Origin of the sequence: Litchfieldia salsa (genome assembly GCF_900104555.1) — a bacterium.
Taxonomy (GTDB): Bacteria; Bacillota; Bacilli; order Bacillales; family Bacillaceae_L; genus Litchfieldia; species Litchfieldia salsa.
On sequence record NZ_FNJU01000008.1, the window covers coordinates 59,588 to 84,178 of the forward strand.

At 36.2% G+C, this 24,591-nt stretch carries 17 protein-coding genes; 4 read left to right on the plus strand and 13 right to left on the minus strand.

All coding sequences use genetic code 11. The features are described from left to right. Window positions 1-3 precede the first annotated feature (3 nt). From BLQ56_RS15375 to BLQ56_RS15405, 7 genes are all read right to left on the minus strand, one after another. A complete protein-coding gene (locus BLQ56_RS15375; RefSeq protein WP_090856187.1) occupies window positions 4-912 on the minus strand; it encodes a dienelactone hydrolase family protein in 909 nt (302 codons plus the stop codon). A gap of 30 nt (window positions 913-942) precedes the next feature. Continuing rightward, entirely contained in the window at window positions 943-2,304 is a 1,362-nt protein-coding gene (locus BLQ56_RS15380; RefSeq protein ID WP_090856188.1) for a glycoside hydrolase family 28 protein, read from the minus strand. Window positions 2,305-2,307: 3 nt separating this feature from the next. Then, a complete protein-coding gene (locus tag BLQ56_RS15385; RefSeq protein ID WP_090856193.1) occupies window positions 2,308-3,438 on the minus strand; it encodes a glycoside hydrolase family 88/105 protein in 1,131 nt (376 codons plus the stop codon). A gap of 15 nt (window positions 3,439-3,453) precedes the next feature. Next, window positions 3,454-5,022, minus strand: a complete 1,569-nt coding sequence (locus BLQ56_RS15390; RefSeq protein WP_090856196.1) for a glycoside hydrolase family 43 protein — start codon at window positions 5,020-5,022, stop codon at window positions 3,454-3,456. Window positions 5,023-5,134: 112 nt separating this feature from the next. Beyond that, window positions 5,135-6,649 (minus strand): extracellular solute-binding protein, encoded by a 1,515-nt coding sequence (locus BLQ56_RS15395; RefSeq protein ID WP_090856199.1) that lies wholly within the window; start codon window positions 6,647-6,649, stop codon window positions 5,135-5,137. A gap of 58 nt (window positions 6,650-6,707) precedes the next feature. Further along, window positions 6,708-7,361 (minus strand): YesL family protein, encoded by a 654-nt coding sequence (locus tag BLQ56_RS15400; protein ID WP_090856202.1) that lies wholly within the window; start codon window positions 7,359-7,361, stop codon window positions 6,708-6,710. Window positions 7,362-7,400: 39 nt separating this feature from the next. After that, entirely contained in the window at window positions 7,401-8,294 is an 894-nt protein-coding gene (locus BLQ56_RS15405; protein ID WP_090856465.1) for an ABC transporter permease, read from the minus strand. A 417-nt stretch (window positions 8,295-8,711) separates the two neighbouring features. Here BLQ56_RS15405 and BLQ56_RS15410 point away from each other — a divergent pair, with 417 nt between their 5' ends. Next, complete coding sequence (locus BLQ56_RS15410; protein WP_090856205.1) at window positions 8,712-9,581, plus strand: carbohydrate ABC transporter permease; 870 nt, start codon at window positions 8,712-8,714, stop codon at window positions 9,579-9,581. A 76-nt stretch (window positions 9,582-9,657) separates the two neighbouring features. Here BLQ56_RS15410 and BLQ56_RS15415 read toward each other — a convergent pair whose 3' ends face one another. After that, window positions 9,658-11,922 carry a helix-turn-helix domain-containing protein gene (locus BLQ56_RS15415; RefSeq protein ID WP_090856208.1) on the minus strand — a complete coding sequence of 755 codons (2,265 nt, stop codon included), beginning with the start codon at window positions 11,920-11,922 and terminating at the stop codon, window positions 9,658-9,660. A gap of 235 nt (window positions 11,923-12,157) precedes the next feature. Between BLQ56_RS15415 and BLQ56_RS15420 the strand changes: the two genes are divergently transcribed. After that, a complete protein-coding gene (locus tag BLQ56_RS15420) occupies window positions 12,158-12,937 on the plus strand; it encodes an alpha/beta hydrolase (protein WP_090856211.1) in 780 nt (259 codons plus the stop codon). Between the two features lie 53 nt (window positions 12,938-12,990). Here the strand turns inward: BLQ56_RS15420 and pelA are convergent, their stop codons facing one another. Together pelA and BLQ56_RS15430 are read right to left on the minus strand one after the other, a co-directional pair. Next, window positions 12,991-16,338 (minus strand): pectate lyase, encoded by a 3,348-nt coding sequence (gene pelA / locus BLQ56_RS15425; protein WP_090856214.1) that lies wholly within the window; start codon window positions 16,336-16,338, stop codon window positions 12,991-12,993. 195 nt (window positions 16,339-16,533) lie between these two features. After that, window positions 16,534-17,301, minus strand: a complete 768-nt coding sequence (locus BLQ56_RS15430) for an NAD-dependent epimerase/dehydratase family protein (RefSeq protein ID WP_090856217.1) — start codon at window positions 17,299-17,301, stop codon at window positions 16,534-16,536. Between the two features lie 161 nt (window positions 17,302-17,462). Here BLQ56_RS15430 and BLQ56_RS15435 point away from each other — a divergent pair, with 161 nt between their 5' ends. Further along, window positions 17,463-18,995 carry a Ppx/GppA family phosphatase gene (locus tag BLQ56_RS15435; protein ID WP_238457285.1) on the plus strand — a complete coding sequence of 511 codons (1,533 nt, stop codon included), beginning with the start codon at window positions 17,463-17,465 and terminating at the stop codon, window positions 18,993-18,995. A 170-nt stretch (window positions 18,996-19,165) separates the two neighbouring features. After that, entirely contained in the window at window positions 19,166-21,277 is a 2,112-nt protein-coding gene (locus BLQ56_RS15440; protein ID WP_090856220.1) for an RNA degradosome polyphosphate kinase, read from the plus strand. A gap of 236 nt (window positions 21,278-21,513) precedes the next feature. Here the strand turns inward: BLQ56_RS15440 and BLQ56_RS15445 are convergent, their stop codons facing one another. The 3 genes from BLQ56_RS15445 to BLQ56_RS15455 all read right to left on the minus strand — a co-directional run bounded on the left by BLQ56_RS15445 (window position 21,514) and on the right by BLQ56_RS15455 (window position 24,526). Next, window positions 21,514-22,056, minus strand: a complete 543-nt coding sequence (locus tag BLQ56_RS15445; RefSeq protein WP_090856223.1) for a hypothetical protein — start codon at window positions 22,054-22,056, stop codon at window positions 21,514-21,516. 236 nt (window positions 22,057-22,292) lie between these two features. Further along, the gene (locus BLQ56_RS15450; protein WP_090856226.1) at window positions 22,293-23,489 is read right to left on the minus strand and encodes a class I SAM-dependent rRNA methyltransferase; all 1,197 of its coding nucleotides are present in this window, start codon (window positions 23,487-23,489) and stop codon (window positions 22,293-22,295) included. 59 nt (window positions 23,490-23,548) lie between these two features. Continuing rightward, the gene (locus tag BLQ56_RS15455; RefSeq protein WP_338011854.1) at window positions 23,549-24,526 is read right to left on the minus strand and encodes a TRM11 family SAM-dependent methyltransferase; all 978 of its coding nucleotides are present in this window, start codon (window positions 24,524-24,526) and stop codon (window positions 23,549-23,551) included. Window positions 24,527-24,591 lie beyond the last annotated feature (65 nt).

Sequence of the window (24,591 nt, forward strand, 5' to 3'; positions counted from 1 at the left end):
ACCCTATAAGTTTTTTTGAAGAAATTCACAGACTTCCGCTCTCATACAGGCAGTTTCTATATGCCCACAATCATTCCGTACCATTTTCCAACGCTCAGGTACTCCTACTCTTGTATATTCTTCTGTAAGTTCTTTATCAATTATGTTTAAACCCGCAAGCGGTGTAAGCTTATCATGAATACCTACAGCACTAAGATGGTGACGTGGGACGATTAACTTTTGAATATCAGATGTACTAAAATATTTTAATAGACTTGGAACATACGAGTAAAACCCATGAGAATCTAGTCCATGATTTTCAATCAGTGTTTCAGCATCTACTTGCGCTGTGATATCCACACACACCTTGATTCTCTGATCAAGAGCAGAAAGCCACCAAGCCATTAGCCCTCCCATCGACATTCCCAATGTAGCTATCCTAGAAGAATCCACATCTTCTCTAGTCAATAGGTAATCAAGTGCCCTTATATTATCAAAAACCATCCTGCCCCACATCACTTGGCCCCTCCAAAGCATTTCTTTGAAGATCTCACTTTCAGCCTTGCCTCTCCTCTCCCCAAATCCAATCATATCAATGCATAACACACCATAACCCATGGAGGTTAATTGCTCTGCATATGAGGGCTGCTGAAGGTAGACGCTGCTTTGAATTAACTCAGTTTTACCTAATACATAATTGCCACCATGCGAATGGTTGAATAGTACAACTGGCATCTTCTCTCCAGTTTCTTTTGGTCGTGCAAAATAAGCAGGGATCATCTCACTCCCACTTTTGTCCAGTAATAAAACCTCGAGAATGTAATCACCTTTATCTAGTTCTTTTATTCTTTTTACAGAAATTTGCTCGTTCCTATTTGGCAAATCTCCCAATAATGAAAATAGTTTTTGACGCTTGGCTTCTTGAGTTTGCATTCATTCACCTCCTTGAAACGAGCATTAAAACTACCTCGTTACTGTTACATTTTTGAATACAACAAGTGATTCCTCTTGTGTACGAGGATTTTTTGAACGGCAGTTAGACACTTCAATGTCTCTTCCATTCTCAACATAAAATGCTGGTCCTTCATGATTACTAACTGTTACTCTATTAAAACGAATATCTGTTACATTACTACAATAAAAACCACGTTGTTTCATTGGTTCAAGCTCTGACATCATCGCTGGCATACCTGGTTCCGCATCATCTGCCATCGAAACCGAGACTTGATCAAAGGTAATATCCTCGATATACATCTCTGCCAACCCATATAAAAATCCAGCAGAAGCACTAACTTCCCTAGCAGTAATATTTGAAAAATGAATACGTCTGAATGCAGGTGTTTCTTCTGTGATAGGATATGGATTTTTATCATAAACATATTTGTCTTTCCCTCTCGGACCACAGAAGTAATATAAATTTGCAATAAAAGGACAAATGACTCCTTTCATGACGATATTAGTTATCCTAATATCCTCAATAACTCCACCACGACCTCGTCTAGATTTCAAACGGATTCCTCGATCTGTTCCTTCAAACACACAGTTACTGACTGTGACATTACGGATATCCCCGCTCATTTCACTTCCCAATACAACACCGCCATGACCGTGGATCATGGTGCAGTTTGTTATCGTTATATTTTCACAAGGTACTCGCTCAATTGTATCCTCTGTCCCAGCTTTTATAGCAATACAATCATCACCGACATCAATATGACAATCCGAAATCCGAACATTTCGGCAAGACTCTGGATCAATTCCATCTGTATTTGGAGAATTTGCTGGGTTCAAAATCGAGATATTATGAATGGTTACATCTTCACAGCAAATTGGATTGACAGTCCAACTTGGGGAATTTACCATTTTCACTCCTGAAATTAACACATGCTTACAAGTATCAAAGCTTACTAGTTTAGGTCGTGGATATAAATTTTTCTTGTTTCGGAATAGATCCCACCAATATTGACCATTACCTTCTAACGTTCCGTATCCTGTTACCGATATATTTTCTGCTTCTTCAGCATAAATGCATGAAGCGTATACCTCCCTTTTAACACCTTCCCAGCGTGACTCAACTACAGGGTATTCATTAATATCATTACTAAAGGAAAGGATTGCACCCGCTTCTAAAAACAAATTCACATTACTTTTCAAAATGACAGCACCCGTTAGAAAGCGACCTGCCGGCACATACACAGTGCCTCCACCTGACTCAGCACAATCTTCAATTGCTTGAGATATCGCCAGCGTATTAACGGTCTTACCATCCTTTACAGCTCCATAGCGCGTAATATCGTAAGTACTAGATGTGATTGTCGTTTGCATTTTTCAAAGACCTCCTTCTCTCAACATTTCCATTTCTGCTGCTGCTAAAATAAACGCACCGACTCCTTTTAAATCATTGGTGATTATCGGTTCACTTATATAATATTCAAATGTACCATCTCGATTATCAGGTCCACCTAGTCCAGCAACCTCACAATTTTTATTTAAATTGACATATCCCTCACTTGTCACAGTAATAAATTCAGCTAGAATACCCTCATAGACCTTATTTGCTTGTTCACGCCACTCATCACCTATGATTTTTAATCGCAATCCTTTTGCCATCGCATATAAAATCATGCAAGAAGCAGAAGCCTCCAAATAGTTCCCTTTTTTCTCACTTTTATTAAGGACCTGATACCACACATGGGAATCTTGATCTTGAACACTTTTTAATGCTTGCATGATTTCTTGGAGCATAGAGATTAATCGATTTCGATCTTTATGGTCTTCTGGTATGAAGGGTAGTGTATCGACAATCGCCATTACAAACCAACCCATCGATCGTCCCCAAAAATTCTTAGAAAGACCTGTTTCAGGATCAGCCCATGGCTGAACCTTCTTTTCATCAAATGCATGATAAAGCAAACCTGTTTCATGGTCTTTTGTATTCTTAGCACATAAGAGAAATTGCTTTGTAATATCGTCAAACTCTTCTTGATTCCCATATTCTTTTACATACTCAGCATAAAAGGGAGCTCCCATATACAGTCCATCTAACCAGATTTGGTACGGATAGATTTTCTTATGCCAAAAAGCTCCTTCAGACGTACGAGGGTGAGATCGAAGCTGGCTACGTAAAAGGTCTGCAGCCTTTTTATATTTCAATTCCCCAGTTTCCTTGTATAAAGTAAGCAATACTTTTCCGTTATTGATATGATCTATATTGAAGGTTTCAACGTTATATTCACGGATATCTCCATCATCGTTTACAAATGCATCCATATTTTTTTTCATATAATCTAAGTATTTTTGATCACCAGTCTGTCTCCATACGAGTTCAGTACCTTTTAGGACGACACCATAATCATATGACCATTTATCATTTCGCACACCAGCTGATAATAATGGCCTACGTTCCATTAAAGAATCTACCATTCTTTGAGACCATTTAATTGTTTTTGTTTCAACCATATAACTGTTCCTCCTTTATTTACCCACATAAGTAAAATAATCAAAATCAGCATATCTTTTCGTTCCTTGTAAGTCTTGCACGCAAATACCGACAAAGTTGCCAGTAAATCCATTTCCTTCATCTGATAGATGTGCAATGCTTATTGGACCACTCAAGTCTTTCCAGTCATCATCATCACATGCATATGCAAAAGATGCGTTTTCACCTTCTAAGATTGCCTTTAACTTGCAAACCTTCGCTCCCTCAATTGAAATCAGTAGGTCTTTATGTTGAAACTCACCCCAAGTACTACTCATCATTGATAGACACTTTCCGCTATTTTCATCATGTGATATATAAAGATATACATAGTTTTCAGTATTGTAATAAAGAACAAGTCCTGCCATTTGAGAAAAATTTTGTGGTTCAAATTCAATAGATGTTTCAACTTCACAGTCAAGATGTTGTTGTCTTCTTGCAATTAGATGTTGATTATGAATTGAGTGAATAGACTCTCCTCCTCTAATTCGCAGATATCCTTTCCGTTCCACTAATGAGCACCATGATTCATCTGGAGCACAACGAAGTGTATTCCATGTTTTGTGTAGACTTTCACCTAAAAAATCATCATGTTCATTGTGATCAACTACAAAGGGATGGTATGGTAAAGATGGAGCTTTTACTTCTGTTTGAGCCTCATTTCCTCCATCAGCCAATCGCAACCATCCATCGTCCGTAAATTTAACACGCTGCAGGGCTGTTTCACGGCCCAATATTGAATATTTCCCATTGACCGGTCGGCTGCATAAGTGTGCTATATACCATTCACCTGTTTGCGTAGAAACCAGACTTGCATGGCCTGCTTTTTGTAGGATAAGCTCTTCATTGTGTGCAGAAGTCATCATCGGATTTTGTGGATCGACCTCATATGGTCCTTTAATATCCCTTGATCTTGCAACAGTAACTGCATGTGTCGAGCCGGTCCCACCTTCTGCTGTTACCAAGTAATAGTAACCGTTTACCTTATAAATATGGGGTGCTTCTGTTTTTCTTAATTCTGTCCCTTCGAAAATTTTATAAATGGGACCAACAAGTCTATTGTCTTCATTTGAATATTCCTGCATCAAAATTCCCGTTGATTTGTTCCGTCCCTCTACACGGTAATCCCATTCAACGTTTAGTATCCATTTCCTCCCATCATCATCGTGAAACAATGATGGATCAAAGCTTCCACTGTTTAGAAAAATTGAATCAGACCACGGTCCTAAAATATCTGTTGATGTCATTAGGTAATTATGTGCATCTTTAAAAGGATATTTACTTCTCAAAACATCTGTATAAACAAAATAAAATACTCCCTCATGATGGCTCAACGCAGGTGCCCATACACTACATGAATCAGGGTTACCAGCAAAATTCACATTGGTCAAAATATTTGTAAGATGCGTCCAGTTGATTAGATCTTTGGAATGATACACAGGGGCACCAGGGAACCATTCAAACGTTGAAGTAACAATATAATAATCATCTCCTGTACGGATTATACAGGGGTCTGGATTAAAACCAGTTAATATTGGATTCTTTATCATGTGTTCTTCATTCATAGTACATCACCTTTCCAATTTCACTACGTACTAACAACATATTAAAAGAATAAAAGGTCCTTCTTCTCATCTTTTTAACTGATAAAGATAGGACCTTCTATTAAACTAGTAATTATTCATTCGCTATTTTATATGCTTCTTCATATTCTTTTCTCATATCATCCCCACCTGAATTTCTCCACTTCTCTACCTCTGCATCAAATCCTTTTTCATCTATATCACCCATAATGAATTTAAAGGTAGCATCGATAATTAGTTTTTCAAGCTCAGTTCCTCTCTCACTAGCTGTTGGTGATTCAAGTGGAACAGTTGGATCAAGCACAGCAAATCCTGCATTTTCATCGATTTGCTCATTTACTAATTGCTTACGAGGGTTTCCGTCTATAATAGAGTGAGTAACTTCACTCGGTCTTGAACTTGAGAATGGTTGAACATCTTTTTGCCATAGTTCAGAATCCAATATTTGAAATGCCCCATTTTCATCAATCTCATAATGAGTTCCTTCAATTCCACCAGTCATTAGCATGAATACTTCTTTATCCATTAAATCATTTACAAACTGAAGAAGACGTTTTAATTCTGCTTCTGTTTCCACTTCTGATTTCGGGAATGCCATTAATCCACCAATTCCACTATTTTCAGACCAGATATGATATTCTCCATCAGGACTTTCAATTTTATTAACAGGAACGATTTCCATCTCATTTTGAATACCTTCAGCCATATTTTCCAATTGAGTAATACTTATTAATCCTGTATAAATCCCAGCTTTTCCTTGTGCGAACTTCTCCATCTGAGTGTTTTTAGGCGTAACAGCAAAATCTCTATCTGAATAGCCATTATCATATAATTTCTTTGAGTACTCCATCGTATCTTTATATGCTTGTGTTTCAAATTCCGCAGTAAACTTACCATCACTATCTACTGCCCATCCGTTTGGTGTCCCAAAGTAAGAACTTAGCGTTTTAAAGTTCCCATATCTTAACTCATTTCGATCTGAAAAGCCGATCGTATCATCTTTCCCATTACCATCTGGATCATCCTCAGTAAACGCTCTAGCAATTTCATAAAGTTCATCTAAATTGGTTGGTGCCTTTAAACCAAGATTATCGAGCCAATCTTGACGAAGTAATAGACCCGAACGTCCTAAGTTCTTCTGGTATGGAACTCCGTATAATTTCCCTTCAATAGACGCAGCTGTTCGCATATCTTCAGAAATATTTTTCAAATTATCATATTCATCTAAATATTCACCAACATCCCAGAACATCCCTGACTTTAATGATTGTCTAACAGATGAATTGGTTAGCACCGTCAATGAAACGATATCCGTTAGCTCACCTGAAGCAAGTGCAGCAGTAATCCTTTCATCCTTTGACGCATCTGGTACCCAGTTAAACTCTATATTAGAGTTGGTTGCTTCCTCAATTTTCTCTAGCACCACATCTGTTGGTGTAGATGCTGTATGTAGCATGGTAGTCCAACTAACATCCAGTTTAGAATTCGGATCGTATTCTGCATTTTCTCCACTCGTTTTCTCACTATCATTATTACAGGCTGCAAGCAAAAGTTGAGAAGCAACTAACACATTTACTGCTAATAATCTACCATATTTCTTCTTTTTCATTTCTCTATCCCCTTTGATTAGTTTTTTATATGAAAACCAACTCTTGTAAAAAAGGCGCTTAAGCTTGATCACCCCCTTTAATGAGGGGTTCATTTAATTGTACACCTTTGTTAACCCCAGCTTCCATTTCAATTCTTTTGAATACTTGGTTAGCCATAAACATGATCATATAACTTCCAATACTGATACCAAAGAAAGTCAATACACCCGGATACATGAATAGAACAAAATAAACGACAGCTAGAGCGACAATTAGCATTAATGTATATTGTAAATAGGAAAGGCCAAATAGAATGGAGCACTTTAATTTTTGAATCATACTTTGCCATTCATAGTGTACGAGTATTGGATATATATAGAGTAATGAAACTGTATAAAGAAAACTGATAATGATTAAGAATCCTTTGAGTAGTGGTGATTGAACATAGATAAGGTCGACAAATAAAATGATTCCACCAACCAAATAGATGATGCCAAAAAAGAATGATTCTTTAAATTCAGAACGAAAACTATGAAAAAAAGTCTTAAAAATGGAAATCTCTTTGTTTCCTCTGATCCATTGCCTCATCACGGTAAACATTGCATAAGTTGCTGGACCGATTCCAATTATCACTACTCCCAATAAGGTAAATGTTAGCCACAGCAATTGAATATAAACGAGTTTAATTGTCATGCTACAAAAGTCATTAATTCGCTCTCTAATCTTATCCATTACATTCTGGCCACCTTCCAATGTTAACGTTTGCAACAGTTAATATAAACCATCTTCACCAAACTTTTTCGCTAGTTTATTCGCACCAATAACTAAAATTAATCCTACAAGTCCTTTGAATAACCCTACAGCGGTACTATAGCTTAATTGTCCATTTTTCAGACCTGCCGTATACACATAGGTATCAAAGATTTCTACTGCTTCTCGGTTTAATGAGTTTAATAGAAGGTATACATGCTCGAACCCTAAGTCTAAGGTTTGACCAATTTTCAAGATTAATAAGATAATGATAACCGGTCGAATTGCAGGTAATGTAACATGCCAGATTTGTTTTAATCTATTCGCACCATCCATTTTAGCTGCCTCATATAATTGGGGATCAACAGCAGTTACTGCGGCTAAATAAATAATTGTTGACCAACCCATTTCTTTCCAAATAATTTGAAGAATATAAATTGCACGGGTCCAATTACCATCGGTCATGAAATTCATTTTTTCTCCGCCAGCTTTGGCAATCAATTCATTTATGACACCACCATCTACTGTCAAAAACACAAATGAAATAGAGACAATGATTACCCATGACATAAAATGTGGGATATAAATAACTGTTTGCACTAGATTTTTAAACATTTTGATTCTTACTTCATTTAACATCAACGCTAAAATAATCGGAATTGGGAAAAAAATAAATAGATTTAAAGCAAATAGAAAGAGAGTATTTGATAACAACATAAAGAAAGTGGGCTCTGTAAATAATCTAATGAAATGTTTGAATCCCACCCAAGGACTTTCAGTAATCCCTAAAAAAGGTTGGTAATCTTGGAAGGCAATTATTAATCCTCCCATAGGAAAGTACTTGAAAATGATAAAGTACATAAGCCCTGGCATCAACATAAAATACAAATACTTATTCTTTAATATTCGATCCATCTTCTTTTTCCTGGTTTGTTTGATGGCTTTTCTGTCAAGAGATGGCTGTACTGATTTCGGATCTTCCGTAACAACAACGGTTTCTCTCACCACTATTACCCCTTTCAATTTTGTTCACGAATTTTCTGTACACTCTAAAGGTAATGAAATTAATGTATAACGTCTACAATCATCCTGTTAGAATGCCGAATCGCAGGCATTAAGTAAGCGTTTTCCTATTGTTATCTAATTTAATGATTACACTTTTCTTTAAATGAGTATTTCAATTATGTTACCTTAATAAGTCTCATTCAATTGCATAATCTTCAATTAAAACAGCTTGTAATATAATGGATAAATGATTATAGACGTACCTTTTGGCACATTGATATATTGAAAGTAAGATTTAAACATTCTATATCTGGAGGGAATTATTCTATGCATGAAAATTCGATAGGAAATCGTATCTTTAACTTTATCAATCTTTCAATCTTACTGCTTATTTCCTTAGCCTGTCTCATCCCATTTCTTAACGTCATATCTAGCTCCTTTGCAACGACACAAGAAGTGATTGAGAAAGATTTCATCATTTTTCCGACTACCTTTACTTTAAGTGCTTATGAGTATATTTTTTCAACACCAACTATTTTCAAGAGTTTTGCAGTTTCGATTGGTGTAACTGGTATTGGCACATTTGTGAGTATGGTACTTACATCGTTTATGGCATATTCGCTATCACGTAGGTACTTACATGGTAGAAGAACAATTAACTTCGTGGTTGTTTTTACGATGTTATTTAGCGGTGGTATGATTCCTACTTATCTAGTAGTCAAGAACTTTGGGTTAATCAATACATATTGGGCATTGATTCTCCCTGTAGCCATTAGTGCGTTTAACCTAATTATTATGAGGAACTTCTTCCAAGCGATTCCTGATAGCCTAGAGGAATCCGCAAAAGTGGATGGATGCAATGATCTGATGATATTCTTTAAGATTATCCTTCCGTTGTCCCTTCCTTCAATAGCAACCATCTCCTTATTCTACGCGGTTGCTTACTGGAATGAGTATACGAACGCTATCCTGTACTTAAATGACTCAGGTAAATGGCCCATTCAGGTATTGCTTCGCCAAATCGTGATCGTATCGAGTGGAATGCAAGCAGACGCATCAGTTGTTGAAGTTGTCCCACCTGCCCAAACGATTAAGATGGCGGTTATCACCGTCGCCACTATTCCAATGTTAATCTTGTATCCATTCCTGCAAAAATACTTTGTAAAAGGCGCGTTTGTCGGTTCTGTAAAAGCGTAAGTGAAAAGGAAGCGATTACAAAGAAAAGAAGCAGCCATATTGGCTGCTTCTTTTCTTTTCATATTTTATATGACCTCTAGCAAGAAAGGCTATCCTCTCTATGTAGTTCACGATATTTCCCTGGAGTTGTACCCTCTATTTTTCGGAATGAACGAATAAAGTTTTGTGAGTTATTATACTGAAGTTTTTCAGATATAACCCTAACAGATAGGTTTGTCTCCTTTAACCACTTTTTCGCCATATCAAATCGGTAGAGAGCTAAATATTCACTAAATGATTGTTTAAATTCCTTTTTAAAAATGCTACTTAAATAATTTTTATTGTAATGAAGACGGGATGCAATAATCTCTAACGATAGTTCAGTATCATATTCACTTTGGATAATATGAATGATCTTATCTGAAATAGATTTATATTGTGAATCGGTTCTTTCAGAGATTGTATCGATCATTGGATACACAATCTTATTTTTTACAAAAAGCTCAATCTCCTCAGATGTTTTCATTTCAGAAATTGCATGGTAGAGAGACTTATGATCTTCAATCACTAAAGTATCCATACCCATGATTTGCATTAGACTCATTAAATCATTCAGAAATCGCATGATATTTACTTCAAGTTCATGAGGATTTTTATTTAATTTGAAAAGGTCAGCAAGTAACTGGTGCAACGTTTCTTTTGCTTTGTCACTCTCCCCTAATTTGATGTTATCAAATAATTGGTTCTCTAGCATTTTAGGAAAATAAGTGTTGATTTGATTATTATTAATAATGGCAGAAACACTTTCATAGTAGATGATTGATTCTTTTCCAACTTTCAGACGGTATTTTAATGATTCAACAGCTTGTTCAAGTGCTAATTCACTTTCAGTCAACACCTCAAAAGGACTACTTATCCCCACACTTACGGAAAGATTGAATATTTTCCTTACAGTTTCTTGAATTTTTTCTGCAAATTGATTGATTAATAACACATGTTTATCATACTCTTTATCTTTACAAATAAAGATGGTAGCTTGTGTGTTCGAATCTATAACTGTAGGAGATAGCTGCTCTTCTTTGTCAATCATCTCAGAAACAATCTGATTCACTGAAAACAAAAGTAAGTCTTTATCCTTCCTTGTATACTCGCAATTGTCTATACTATCAAATTGAATCACTAATACATATAAGCATGACCAGTGTCTTGGATAATTGAAGTCATATAATCCTTCTGATATTTCCCTTTCATTCATACGTCCATGAAACAGGTTATGCATAAATAAAGTCTTTAATTGTTCATGCTGACTAGTCACAATATTTTCTAGAGATTGATTTTTTTCAATGACATCTCGAATCGATTTGCTAATCATCTCAAATTCGTCCTTAACCCCATCTTTTTGCATTTTAGGGATGAACTTCTGTAATTCTCGAATTGGTTTTGAAAAATAATCGGAACTAACATAAGCGATAATGATCATCACCACTAACATGAATACACTCATTAACACAACACCAATAATCGTTGGCTTCATGGCTTGGGTAAACTCTGAATCACTGATTTTGGATATGTAAATCCAGCCATTATATCCTGACTTTGAAAAGGCTACCTTATACCTTTCTTTCCCTTTGAGATCAACATCTATAACCCCAGCTTGTTTATTTCCATTTATTAAATCGGAAATCGTTTTTTCGTTTATCGTATCTTCCATATCTGAATTACTTTGATAAACCAACATACCGTCTTGGTTATATATATAAATTGGACTCGTTTCTGAATGTTTATAAATTACATTTGATAATGATTTAATTGGAATATCAATAATAAGTAGACCACTTTTGAGTGTTTGGTAAAAAGGAGTCTTTTTCACCAACTTAATTCTATTATCTTGCTCGTCTTTGAACCATGTTGAAGAATTAGGAAGGGAGAGATATTTAGCAGTAATTTCATCCTCTTGTTCTGTCGTAAGTTGTTTCAATCCGTCCTCGTTTATCATCCAGTTCCCCTCTAAACTTACTAATTCTACAGTTGTCCGACTCGGACCAAAAGACGAAATATAGTTTAGTTGTTTATCAATTAATTGATAGGTATCAAACTGGCTTGGAGTTAATGGATTGCTAATATAATTTTTATAAGAACTATCGTGTATATATGAATTAAATGTATAGTCGAGCGCTTGTAATTTTTGTTCAAGTGTATTCATCGTCTGAACGACATTTTCTTGTTTTTCATAGATTATTTTTTCTTCAAGTGAATCTTTTGTAAACAAAAAAGCAAATCCATTAAACAATAACATCGCCAATGTACCAACTAAAACAAAAGGGATAAATAAACGATAAAAATACCTTGGCTTATGCTTCATAAGAATGGCCCTCCCCTCTTTGAAAGTATAGTAAAACGCTTACATTATTTTAAATTATAAGTCTATGTTATTTTTTGTCAATAAGGCCAATCTCATATAATCATTAAAACACTAGTAATCAGTTATGAAAAAGTGATGTAATGACTACCATATAAGAAATTGATTATACATTTGTACACCTCATACCTATATAATCAAAGCTATGAAATTATTATTTTTTAGGAGGCTTTAAAATATGACTGCACTGCTATGGCCAGAGATGAAAAATACGATAGAACACGAATTCACACCTACCATAAGTCCATATTTAGTCGATCGGAATGATAAACATGCTGCAGTCATTATTTGCCCTGGCGGAGGGTATGGGCATCGTGCACATCATGAAGGAGAACCAGTGGCAAAATGGTTGAACTCTTTTGGCATATCGGCATTTGTATTAAATTACCGTGTTTCCCCGTCTAAGCATCCATCCCCATTGGCAGATTGTCAGCGTGCCATTCGTTACGTACGCTACCATGCCAATGAATGGAATTTGGATAAAGAGAAAATTGGGATACTAGGATTTTCAGCAGGAGGCCACTTGGCTGCCTCAGCGTCAACACTCGACCACATTAACTTCTATGATGCTATTGACCAAATCGATCAAGAGAGTAGTAGACCTGACCTAGCAATCCTATGTTATCCAGTCATTTCTTTTATAAAACATTATCATCAAGGCTCCATGCACAATCTTCTAGGAGAAGACCCTACTGATGAACTTAGAGCATTAATGTCCCTTGAACAAAATGTCTCTAAAAGTACACCACCTACTTTCCTGTGGCATACAGCAGATGATGCTGCTGTTCCGGTTGAAAATAGTTTGTTATACGCCCTTGCCTTACGAGAACAGGAAATACCATTGGAATTACACATTTTCCCACATGGTCGTCATGGTCTAGGACTTGCAGGTCAAGATGACAACGTAAGTGAATGGACTGAGTTATGTAAAAGATGGTTAGTAAAACAAGGTTTTTAGAATGAGCAAAAAACAGGGATGCCATTTTTCTGACATCCCTGCTTACTATAATTCTATTGTTTTGGATTCCATCCTTTTAACACATTCTCAATCGTATAAAGCTTAGCTTCCTCATCTGTTAACTGAGGACGTGTTAGATCAGCTCCAGGACCAGTATTCTGATATTCAAAAAACCTAGCATCTTTTGCACTGAAACCTGACATATCTGTCCAACCTTCCTGATGGATGTGGGAGCCTAATTCACAATTCTTAAATACAACACTCGCTATTGCGTTTGGATCACCACCTGGATGCCATGGTCTTCCTAGGTACACTGTACCGTCAGCTGCTTCACTTTTTAGCCTACTATTTAAAAACAAGAAGCCATATGGTTCACTTATATTTGTACTTGCAGCCGTGATGTACCCATTATTGGTTGAAGACCCTCTGTCAACTGAAACGATATCACAATTATCGAAAACCGCTCTCGCTCCTCCGAAAATAAAGTCAACATCTCCTTCGATATAACAATTACTGAAATATTGGGAGCCAGCATTTGCGTATAAAGTGTCCTGGTTACCAATAAAGCGGACATTATCAAATGCCATACGTTCACCTCTTGTATACACCGCTACCGCCTGTGATCCTCCTTCGACCAAGCTTTCATCGAAAGTATTTTCCATCGTTACGTTTTTAGCCGTAAAATCACTTGCATAGAGATACACACTTGCACTACCACTTGTTCCGTATGTACCACCTTCTGGTTTTTCTTTTTTTGCATAGTTATCATACGTAAGGATCGTCTTCTCGGCGCTTTCTCCGACCATTGTAATAAACCGTTTATCTGCTGGCACCTTTACAACCTCTTTGTAAATACCATTTTTTATGAATATTTCCACTGGTTCTGTATTATTTGCTGGTACAGCATTAATGGCTTCCTGAACAGTATGATAATCACCACTAGCATCCTTGGAAACAACCAGTTTGACAGTAATAGCCTTCAACTCTTCTGTAGCATCTCCCACTCTCTTCAATCCCCCTTCTACTAGTTTATGACCATATGAATCAACCAATTGATTCTCTAAAACTTCCACAAAAACATGGTCCTGGAAGTATCCAGTAGTCTTAGCTATTTCTAAAAGTTGCTTAGCATAACTACCTCCCCATGAATAACCGTTACGTCTTTCTTCCTCTATTTCTTGAATGGAATGCTTGATAACACCGTCCCTACCGGAGAAAATCGGTTTATTGGTTCCAATCTCATAGAAACGGTACCAAGTCACTGCCTTTTCATCTTCCACAAAGTACACACCATTTGGATCTCTACTTACATACCTAATCCCTTCAAGTTTTACTTCATCAAACCATTTCAAAGCCCCTTCAATTGCTACTTGAATTTCGGGAGTTTGGTTCGGGCGTGACATAAGAAACTTAACAATACCAACAGATTCACTTCCAGAGATGGAAGGATGCTCATAGGCTCTTGCATGCTGTGGTTCATACGTAACAGGATCATGTTGAGCACACCATGCTGTTAATTTTCCATCCACCTTAATTTGAGACTTCAATATATATCCAATCCCTTTTTCCATAGACTCTGTAAGTTTCTCCCTATATTGGTCACTAATCATGCTTTCATCAAATGGGTAAGATTCAGTTAACAGGTCATCAAATAGTTCCAAAACATTGATCATCGCATTATCATTAAACGTAACATAGTTTGAATAATACACTGAATCCTGTGGAGACTTTCCACGCTGTGGATATACTTGAGGCCAACCTCCAGTGTCATATTGCATATTTAATAAAAAGTCAATTCCCTTTAGTACACTTACTTTCAGCTTCTCGTCCTTTGTTTCCTGATACACTTGAGAAATAAGGCGGATTTGATTAATGGTTGCATTATTATCAATCGTTCCTAATTCTTCTCCATTTGGACCAAATTGTTTTGAACGTTTTTCCTGTCCATCCCAAGGACGGCTATATTCATTTTCCATGCTTTTTGTCCAACCACCATGGTCCATCTGCCATGATATAAGATTCTCAGCCTGTTTTTTCAATTCATCGAGATTACCCGAGAATTCATTTTCAACATTGTTTACCACTTTACCTTTTTCTAAGGTATTTTGGACCTCATAAATAATAACAGTGTCACCAAATTTATTTTCTCCTACTGCAGCACGCGTAGGATACATATTACTCAAGGATGGATTTAAACTTTTAAAACTACCACTTGCAGCCTTTATCGCTAATGCTTGCACATCAAAATCATCAAATTTTCCATTTAACATCACAGCTACTAATTTGCTTGATACTGCTTGTGCATTAACAACATGCACTTGTTTTTCTGAATGATCTACTTTATCAGCTACTTTTGCAAAGATCGCCTCCGCCTCACCAAAGGTCAAACGATTATGATCTCCAAATCCAGGTTTTGCTGACATATAACCATTTGATACAACCGCACCAACAGCAGCCTCACTATTTACTTTTTCGTTATTCTTCGCTTTGCCTGGTTTAAGGTCTAGTAGTGCAACAATCATTTCAGCCGCTTCTCTTCGAGTCACTTGATCATTGGGATGAATTTGACCATCGTTATCTGCAGAAACATAACCTTCTTGTTTTGCTGCTTGAAGTACATAACTCCACCAATTGTCTTTAGGTACTTCCCATACATTAGTCTCTGGACTAATATTTTTATAGATTTCTTGATGACTAAAGCCCATTACTCTATTAATTAATGCAAACAATTCTACCTTTGTCATTTCAGCATCTTTAATTGGCTCTGCTACTGACACAATCCCAGCTTCTTTTAACTTCTTTAAGGTTACCCCATTTACAAGTTCTTCCATTGATACTTGTTTCACATCTACAGGTTTTGGACCATTATCTTCTGGTTCGGTTTTTAAATTGTGTATCCGTAGATGATCAATATTGGCACCCCCACTAAGGCCCTTTCCAGTAGCAATGATTACATTTTCACCGGCCTTAAGAGTAGTCTTTGTAGAAGCGGTTTTCCATGACATCCATTCCCCCGTAGAAGGAAATGCAAGTTCAACTTCAACAACCGTATTATTCACCTTTATCTCAGCAGGTCTATTATCTGTTGCACCATTGGCATACCTGAATACTAGTGTATACTCACCATCGGCTGGAACATCCGAAATTGTCCAAGTAATCGTCCCACCCGGTGCATTCGGCTTGTAATCAACGAACCCTGTACCCGTATAACCTAGATGCTGTGAATCAATTATTGCATCTACAATAACGGCATCTTCTGCTTCATAAATCAAATCGAATCCTTCTTCAGCACCCACAAAGAAAGCCCTTTCATTTTGAAACAAGCTAAAAGTAATTGTTAATACAAGTAATACTGAAATCTTAAATAAATTCCATTTTTTTAAACTTATACCCGTCTTCATTTACTCCCCTCCAAATTCTTAATAATTTTTCTAACATCCCAAATTATAAAATTGGGAAGGGATTATAAATATAATCATCTTCTTAGAGCTAAGCATAAAGGACTAGCAAATCCTCAATAATATTAGCAGATGAGCATCAAATGAAAGGATGAGCATGACCTTTTCACCAGGACTAAAGAGACGCGGGGACGGTTCTCACGATTCACCATTGTCTAATAAATCTAGTGAATTCACTTTTGAAACAAAACCTAGCTCCTTCCATGCATTTTCTGTTGACCATGGTTTCTTAGGGTTATCAGACACCCCGTAATAGGTCCCATACTTAACATTAGATTGTATTGCTAAATCAAATAGTCGTATCGTATCATCATGCGATAACAACGTATGGTGTAATCGTTCATCCTCCCTCACCGTTTGATGCTCATCAGGGTGAACACTCCCTATCCGTAAGTTAATAATGGATAGATTATTACTTTCCTCTCTTGCTAGAATATGACCTATGTTTTCCGAAGCGAGCTTTAACACCCCATAAAGTCCACGTGAATATGGATAATCACTTATGTTGATCTCCCTACCTAATTTCGAGATCCCATTTGATTCGTAATAATCAGTTGTATGATTGCTACTTGCATAGACCACCTTCGGAATCCCTAATGTAATTGCTGCATGAAAAATATAGAAAGATGACATAAAATGAATATCTGTCATTTTATGAAACTCATCCACATTTTCTAAATCGTTATCCGATTTAATGGTTAATAAATTTATTAGACATTCACAATCTTTTGGAATGCTCTCTATCAATAAATCAGGGTTTGTTGCATCAACTTGCACATAATTTTGACCCTGGTTAGGAGTTTTATCAAGAATGGTAAAGTCATATTTATCATGTAGCCCTTTTGTTAAAATATTTCCTATTGTTCCTGCCCCACCAATGATGGTTACTTTTTTCTTCATATGCATCCTCCAGTCATTAATTACTAACTAAAATTTCCAAAGAGCTTCTAAAAAATACACATTAAACGCTCTGGTAAATTTCCATGAGACGCGAGAACCGTCCCCACATATCATTCCTGTGCTGATTTTGATATAATGTGCATATTAATTAAGGGTGGTGCTACCGGGTGACTAAAGATAAGTATGGAATTATTGATATTGGTTCAAACACAATGAGACTGGTTATTTATAAGCGAAATAATAGTGGAAGATACAAAGAGCTTGAAAATGTTAAATCTGTGTCACGTTTAAGAAATTACTTATCTAATGAATTCATACTTCACAAGGATGGAATAACTACTCTAATAAAAACCTTACAAAGTTTTTTAGAAGTAATCAAACATCATCAACTAACAGAGATGAAATGTGTAGCTACAGCTACGATTAGAATCGCTCAAAATCAAGACGAAATACTGAAAACTGTTAAAGAGCAAACAGGCTTTAACATAGAAATCCTCTCAGAGTATCAGGAAGCATTTTATGGTTACCTGGCAGTTATTAACTCGACCTCATTCAATTCAGGAATTACAGTTGATATTGGTGGGGGAAGTACAGAACTTACATACTTTCATGACCGGAAATTAATTAATTACCATAGCTTTCCTTTCGGGGCTTTATCACTCAAGCGACAGTTCATAAGTGGAAGTAAGCCTACTTTAGAAGAACTTCATAAACTAAAGGAATATATTACTGAACAATTCTCCTCTTTGGACTGGCTTTTAGAGAAGGAATTACCTATTATCGGTATTGGTGGTAGTGCCAGAAATCTCGCTCAAATTCACCAAGAGTGTATTGGGTACCCTATCTCAGGTGCACATCAATACACAATGACCAAGCAAGAAGTGGATGAAATGCAACAATTCTTAGCTAATCTTACTTTTCCAGAACTACAACGAGTGGAAGGCTTGTCTAGAGACCGAGCGGATATTATTCTTCCAGCAGTTGAAGTATTTAAATGCTTACTAGAACTTGTTCATTCCAACCAATTCATTTTAAGTAGAAAAGGCCTAAGAGATGGAATATTCTACAATGAGAAGGTAACACCAGCAGGTGAAATAGGCTTCCCAAATGTCCTTGAAGAAAGCTTCTTAGAACTTTCAAGAGAATACGACATTGATGTCGAACATAATTTAGCAGTGTCAAAAAACGCAATTAAAATAACAGAATTGCTGAATAGTTTCGGTATAACTAACCTAAATGACCATGATATAGATAGAATGAAGCGCGCTGCACTCGTGTTTAACCTTGGTGATTACATTGATTCGGAGTCAAGTAGTCAACATACCTTTTATTTATTGGCTAACCGTACAATTGATGGTTTATCACATAAAGAACGGGTAGCGATTGCTTTAATTGCTTCATTTAAGAGTAAAGCTGTTTTCAAGAGATATGTGACCCTTTTCGAGCATTGGTTTAGCAAAGAAGAACTTACTACTTACCGGCTAATAGGAGCAATTTTAAAATTTGCACATAGTCTCAACGCTACTAAAAGAAAAATTGTCCATTATATCGATCTTTCAATAGATAATGATGAGCTTATTTTTTCAATAACTTCTAACAAAAATTGGACTCCTGAACAATATCAGATTGAAAAACAAAAAAAACATTTAGAAAAACATTTAAAGAAATTAATAACAGTTAACTTTAAAGAACAAGATTAAATACAACCCTGTCACTTTATTTAATATGCGAAATTAGCGATTTAATTATGATCAAATGCTTTTACAATTTAACGCTAAATTTACAATTTACCTAAAAATTTACAATAGCTTTACATTCATGTGATAAACTGGAAATTGTTAGAGAATTGTCGAAAAAGGGTGACTGCTAGATGATTACGGTGCAAAAAGATACTAGAGAACTTAGTAAACCTAAGTATTATAATAATCGAGAATTAAGTTGGCTTGCTTTTAACGAACGCGTGTTGGAAGAGGCACTTGACAAATGCAATCCTCTATTAGAAAGACTGAAATTCTTAGCTATTTTTAGCTCAAATCTTGACGAGTTTTTCATGGTCCGTGTAGCTGGTCTTAAAGATCAAGTAGAAGCAAGGTTTAACAAACCTGATAACAAAGCAGGTTTGACACCAAAGCAACAATTAAATGAAATCTCAACTAAAACTCACAAGTTAGTCCAGTTGCAATATGAAACATTCAACAATGTTCTTTTACCAAAACTTCATGATGAAAATATTGAAATATTGAAAATGGACAACTTATCTCAATCTCAACTTCATCAACTTGAATATTACTTTGATGAAGAAATATTCCCGGTTTTGACACCAATGGCGATTGATGCATACCGTCCCTTCCCCAAACTACTTAACAAGAGCTTAAATCTAGCCATTGTCATTAGCGATCCAAAAGTTCCGGAAGAAACTTGTCGAAAAACGGCGATCGTACAAGTACCAGCTGTGTTAAATCGCTTTGTACGTCTTACTTCCTCCTCAAGCAAGATTCAATTTGTATTATTGGAAGAAGTGATAAGTTACTTTATCAAAAAGTTATTTAAAGGATTCACTATTGAATCAATCACTATGTTCCGAATTACAAGAAATGCAGATCTAACCATTCATGAAGAAGGTGCTCGCGATTTATTAAAAGAAATTGAAGAGGAACTAAAAAAACGCAAATGGGGTTCAGAAGTCAGACTTGAAATCCAACAACAGAACTATGATGAAAATATTATTAATTATTTATTAGAGGAGCTTGAGATTCATAAAGATGATGTTTATGAGGTTAATGGTCCAATTGATCTGACAATCCTTTTTGATTTTTATAAAGAAGTATCAATAACGATGGAGCATCTCACATATCAAACACTTATTCCACAACCACCAATGAATCTTAAATCAGAAGACGATATTTTTGATGTAGTTTCAAAGCGCGATGTGTTATTACATCATCCCTATGAATCTTTTGAGCCTGTTGTTGAATTCATATCAAAGGCCGCAGATGACAAAGATGTACTAGCCATTAAGCAAACCTTGTACCGAGTTAGTGGAGACTCCCCTATTATTGACGCATTAAAAAGGGCTGCAGCTAACGGCAAGCAAGTCACGGTACTAGTTGAACTAAAAGCTAGATTTGATGAGGAAAACAATGTCCAATGGGCCAAAGACCTTGAACAATCTGGATGTCATGTGATTTATGGAATGACCTACTTGAAAACACATAGCAAAATCACACTTGTTATTAGAAGAAAAAGCAATCGGATAGAACGATATGTTCATCTTGGTACCGGAAACTATAATGATCAAACAGCAAAAGTATATACTGATATGGGATTGTTTACTTCCAAACGCAAATTCGGGATTGACGCAACTAATTTCTTCAACTATCTAAGCGGCTATACAGAGAAACCTGAATTTCATCATTTGTCACTTGCGCCTTTTGATATAAAGCAGGACTTTATCAACCTAATTTCTGAAGAAATAAATTTCCACAAAAGATTTCGCAATGGGCGTATTATTGCCAAGATGAATTCTTTGACTGATAAAGATATTATTATGAAATTGTATGAAGCTTCTGCTGTTGGTGTAAAAATTGATCTTATTATTAGAGGGATTTGTTGTTTGCGTCCGGGAATACGTGGAGTAAGCGAGAATATCAAAGTCCGAAGTATTGTTGGGCGTTTCTTAGAACATAGTCGGATTTATTATTTCCATCACAATGGAGAGAAGAAAACGTTTCTCTCCTCTGCTGATTTGATGACTAGGAATATGGAAAAAAGAGTTGAAATCTTGTTTCCCATTTTCGAAGGACATATTAAATTACGTATAAGTCAAATTCTTGATGCCCAATTAGCTGATAACGTAAAAGCTCGTGAGCAAGACGAGGAGGGTGTCTATCATTATGTATCACGAACCGATGTTGATCAATTTTTTGATAGCCAACAGTTCTTGTTTAATCAAGCCTATCAGGTAAAGGAAGATGAGGAATAAAGAAGATTCCTCATCAATAACCCTTTTCAAGTTCTAATAGAAATTATAAAAGTCAACGCTAAGGGGAATACCTTAGGGTTTTTGGTTAATATCAATGTTTCTCAGAGGTTATCTTGAAATGAAGCGCGAGAACCGTCCTATAAATCTTAAAGACTCTTATTGTTCCTGTGTTAGAAAATGAATACAAAATAGGATAGGAAACCCCTTCATTCGGTTTCCTATCCACAATTAGTTTTTTAGAATTGGTTGGGGATTGGATAAAACCCGCCTCGTCTAACTTCGCTAACTCTACCGAAATTAGGGGGATACGGAAAGTTCCACTCTCCTCCATTTGGACCTGGTAGTGGGCCCTCAAAATTCGGTGGGTATGGGAAATTCCAACCTCCTCCATTTGGGCCTGGTAATGGGCCCTCAAAATTCGGTGGATATGGGAAATTCCAACCTCCTCCATTTGGGCCTGGTAATGGGCCCTCAAAATTCGGTGGATATGGGAAATTCCAACCTCCTCCATTTGGGCCTGGTAATGGGCCCTCAAAATTCGGTGGATATGGGAAGTTCCAACCTCCTCCATTTGGGCCTGGTAATGGGCCCTCAAAATTCGGTGGATATGGGAAATTCCAACCTCCTCCATTTGGGCCTGGTAATGGGCCCTCAAAATTCGGTGGGTATGGGTTAATCCACCCCCCTCCAAAAATCGGTCCGGTGATATTTTGTTGCTGATATCTTGGCAATGTCATATTTAGATTGTATCCATTGTTATAATAAGTTTTAGGCTTCATGTTTTCCCTCCTACATGAATACCTTATGCACTCATTATGAATTCGCCACCCAGATAAATTGTTTTTTTTCCATCCCTAAAAAGATTTTGTGTTTTTGACTAGTCACAGCTAATTATAAATGATTGAATGTAGCCGAAGATGTGCGAATCTCTTTACCAGAGCGTTTTACTAAAAGCGCCTTCTTGATAGAGAGATGGCCGTGTCACAATTATGATTCTACATATCCTACCACTTATTTATGTAATTTTTTGTATAAACACAACCTTAAGGTAGTTACCTTCTTTGAATTCTTTGATCGTCTTAAAATCTCTAGGAAGACCAAATTCTTCAAGTACTTTATATTTATCCCCTGTTTGATCAAAGGCTTTTTCAATAAAGCTCTTGAACTTCTCCATACCAAAGGTACTACAATTCGAGGAGGCTACAATGATTCCATCCTTCTCAGTTATCGTGATTGCCTTCTCCAGTAAGTCAGGATAATCTTTTCCAGCACTGAAGGTATTCTTTTTTGAACGCGCAAAACTAGGTGGATCTAAAATAACCATATCAAATGTGGCTTTAGTTCTGACCGCATATTTAAAATAGTTAAATACATCTTCCACAATAATGTCATGTGATTCATAGTCAATCCCATTAACACTAAATTGCTCAATCGTTTTACTTTTACTACGATTTGCTAAATCAACACTTGTTGTTTTTATAGCTCCTCCTAATGCAGCAGCAACTGAGAACGCTCCCGTGTATGAAAATGTATTTAACACTCGTTTTCCTTTTGAATACTTGTCTCTAATGGTTTTTCTTACATCTCTTTGATCTAGGAATACACCAACCATCGCACTTTCATTTAAGTAGATAGCGAAGTTAATGCCATTTTCTTTCACAATAAGAGGAAATTCGGCTCTTTCTCCACCAATAAAGTCATCATCTTCTATATAGGTGCCTTTTTCTGCAAAGCGTTTTTTTTCATAGAGACCTTTATAATCCACTAGGTTTGAGAGAGATTTAAGTACATAGTCTTTAAAACAATAAATACCTTCACTATACCAACTGATTAAATAATAGCCATCAAAGTAATCAATCGTAAAACCGCCTATCCCATCTCCTTCTCCGTTAAATACTCTGAAGGCAGTCGTATCATTGGCATTAAAAAGTGAACGACGATTTTCAAGCGCAGTTTTAAGCTTCTTTTCAAAAAATGGTTGGTCAATGACTTCCTTTTGTTCTCTACTTAAAACCCAACCGATTCCTTTGTTTTGTTTCCCATAATACCCTTTTGCTAGAAACTTATTTTTCTCATCGACAAGTTCAATAATGGTACCTTCTACTTTCACATCATTATGATTAACGATGGCCTCTTTCTTAATTAATGGAACACCAGCCCTCAAACTCTTTATATGAGCTGATTTTACCTTTAAGGATATTATTTTGTTCATATTGTCATCCTTCCTACAATCTACAATAATAAACTTTCTACATTCTTCTTAAAATGAGACTACTCACTTTTTTGAGACTTTTCACAAACAATGATCTCTCTAGCAAATGACGCCCCTTTTTTGACGATACAGCGGTCTACAATATCAAAGCCTGCACTTGTAATAATGTGATCAATTGGTTCGATCGTGACAATTACTACCTTGTTAGCAAATGTTCTCGTATTTTGAAGCATTTCAAGCTGTTCCTCAGCAGTTATAACAGAACATAGATTGTATGGCATATCAATGATGGCTACATCATAATCTCCAGTAATCTCTCGAACGTCCTTGTGAGATACTTCAGTTTCGTAACCAAAATGCTCTATATTTTCTCGAACTCCAGGAATGATTAGATAATTAATATCACTAGCTACAATGTTTATTCCCATTGAGAGTGCCTCAACTACGACAGTCCCAATTCCACAGCATGGATCAATTGCTTTAATTCCTTCTGGATTAGGGACAGCAATATTTGCTACAGACCTTGCTACCCTAGTACTAAGAGATGTAGAATAACTGTGCGGTTTTTTTTGATGCTGTAACCAAACTGCCATATTTTTGTTATACTCACCAAATACCCAACGTCCATTAAAATCCATGATTCCATATATCATTTCAGGATTAAGCAAGTCTGGCTCTCCCTGGATTAGTAATCCTATTTCTCGCTCTATCTTGCGACGATCTTTATGTCGGACTTTCTCAACTTCATGATGGTTGCTATTCTGAACAAGGATCACTTTAAACGTCATTTCGGCTATTTGTAAATTTTTCACTTTCTCATATATTTCTTCTATATGTTCACCCTCGAAAATCACATCAATTCTTTCTCGAATAAACGGACTTCTACTCGGATCAATTTTGACTGAACTTTCCAAAATGTTGGTTTTTGAGTCTTTACCAAAAAGAGAGCGCATTTCTAAAGCACACAACTCAATTTCATCTTTTGTGCAAGCATAATTATAAATATAAGTCTTATGCTCTCCATTCATTCCATTCATTGATTCAATTCCTTTCACTTCTACACTGTATTATTTTTAGTTACTCTGGAACGGCTCTACAACCC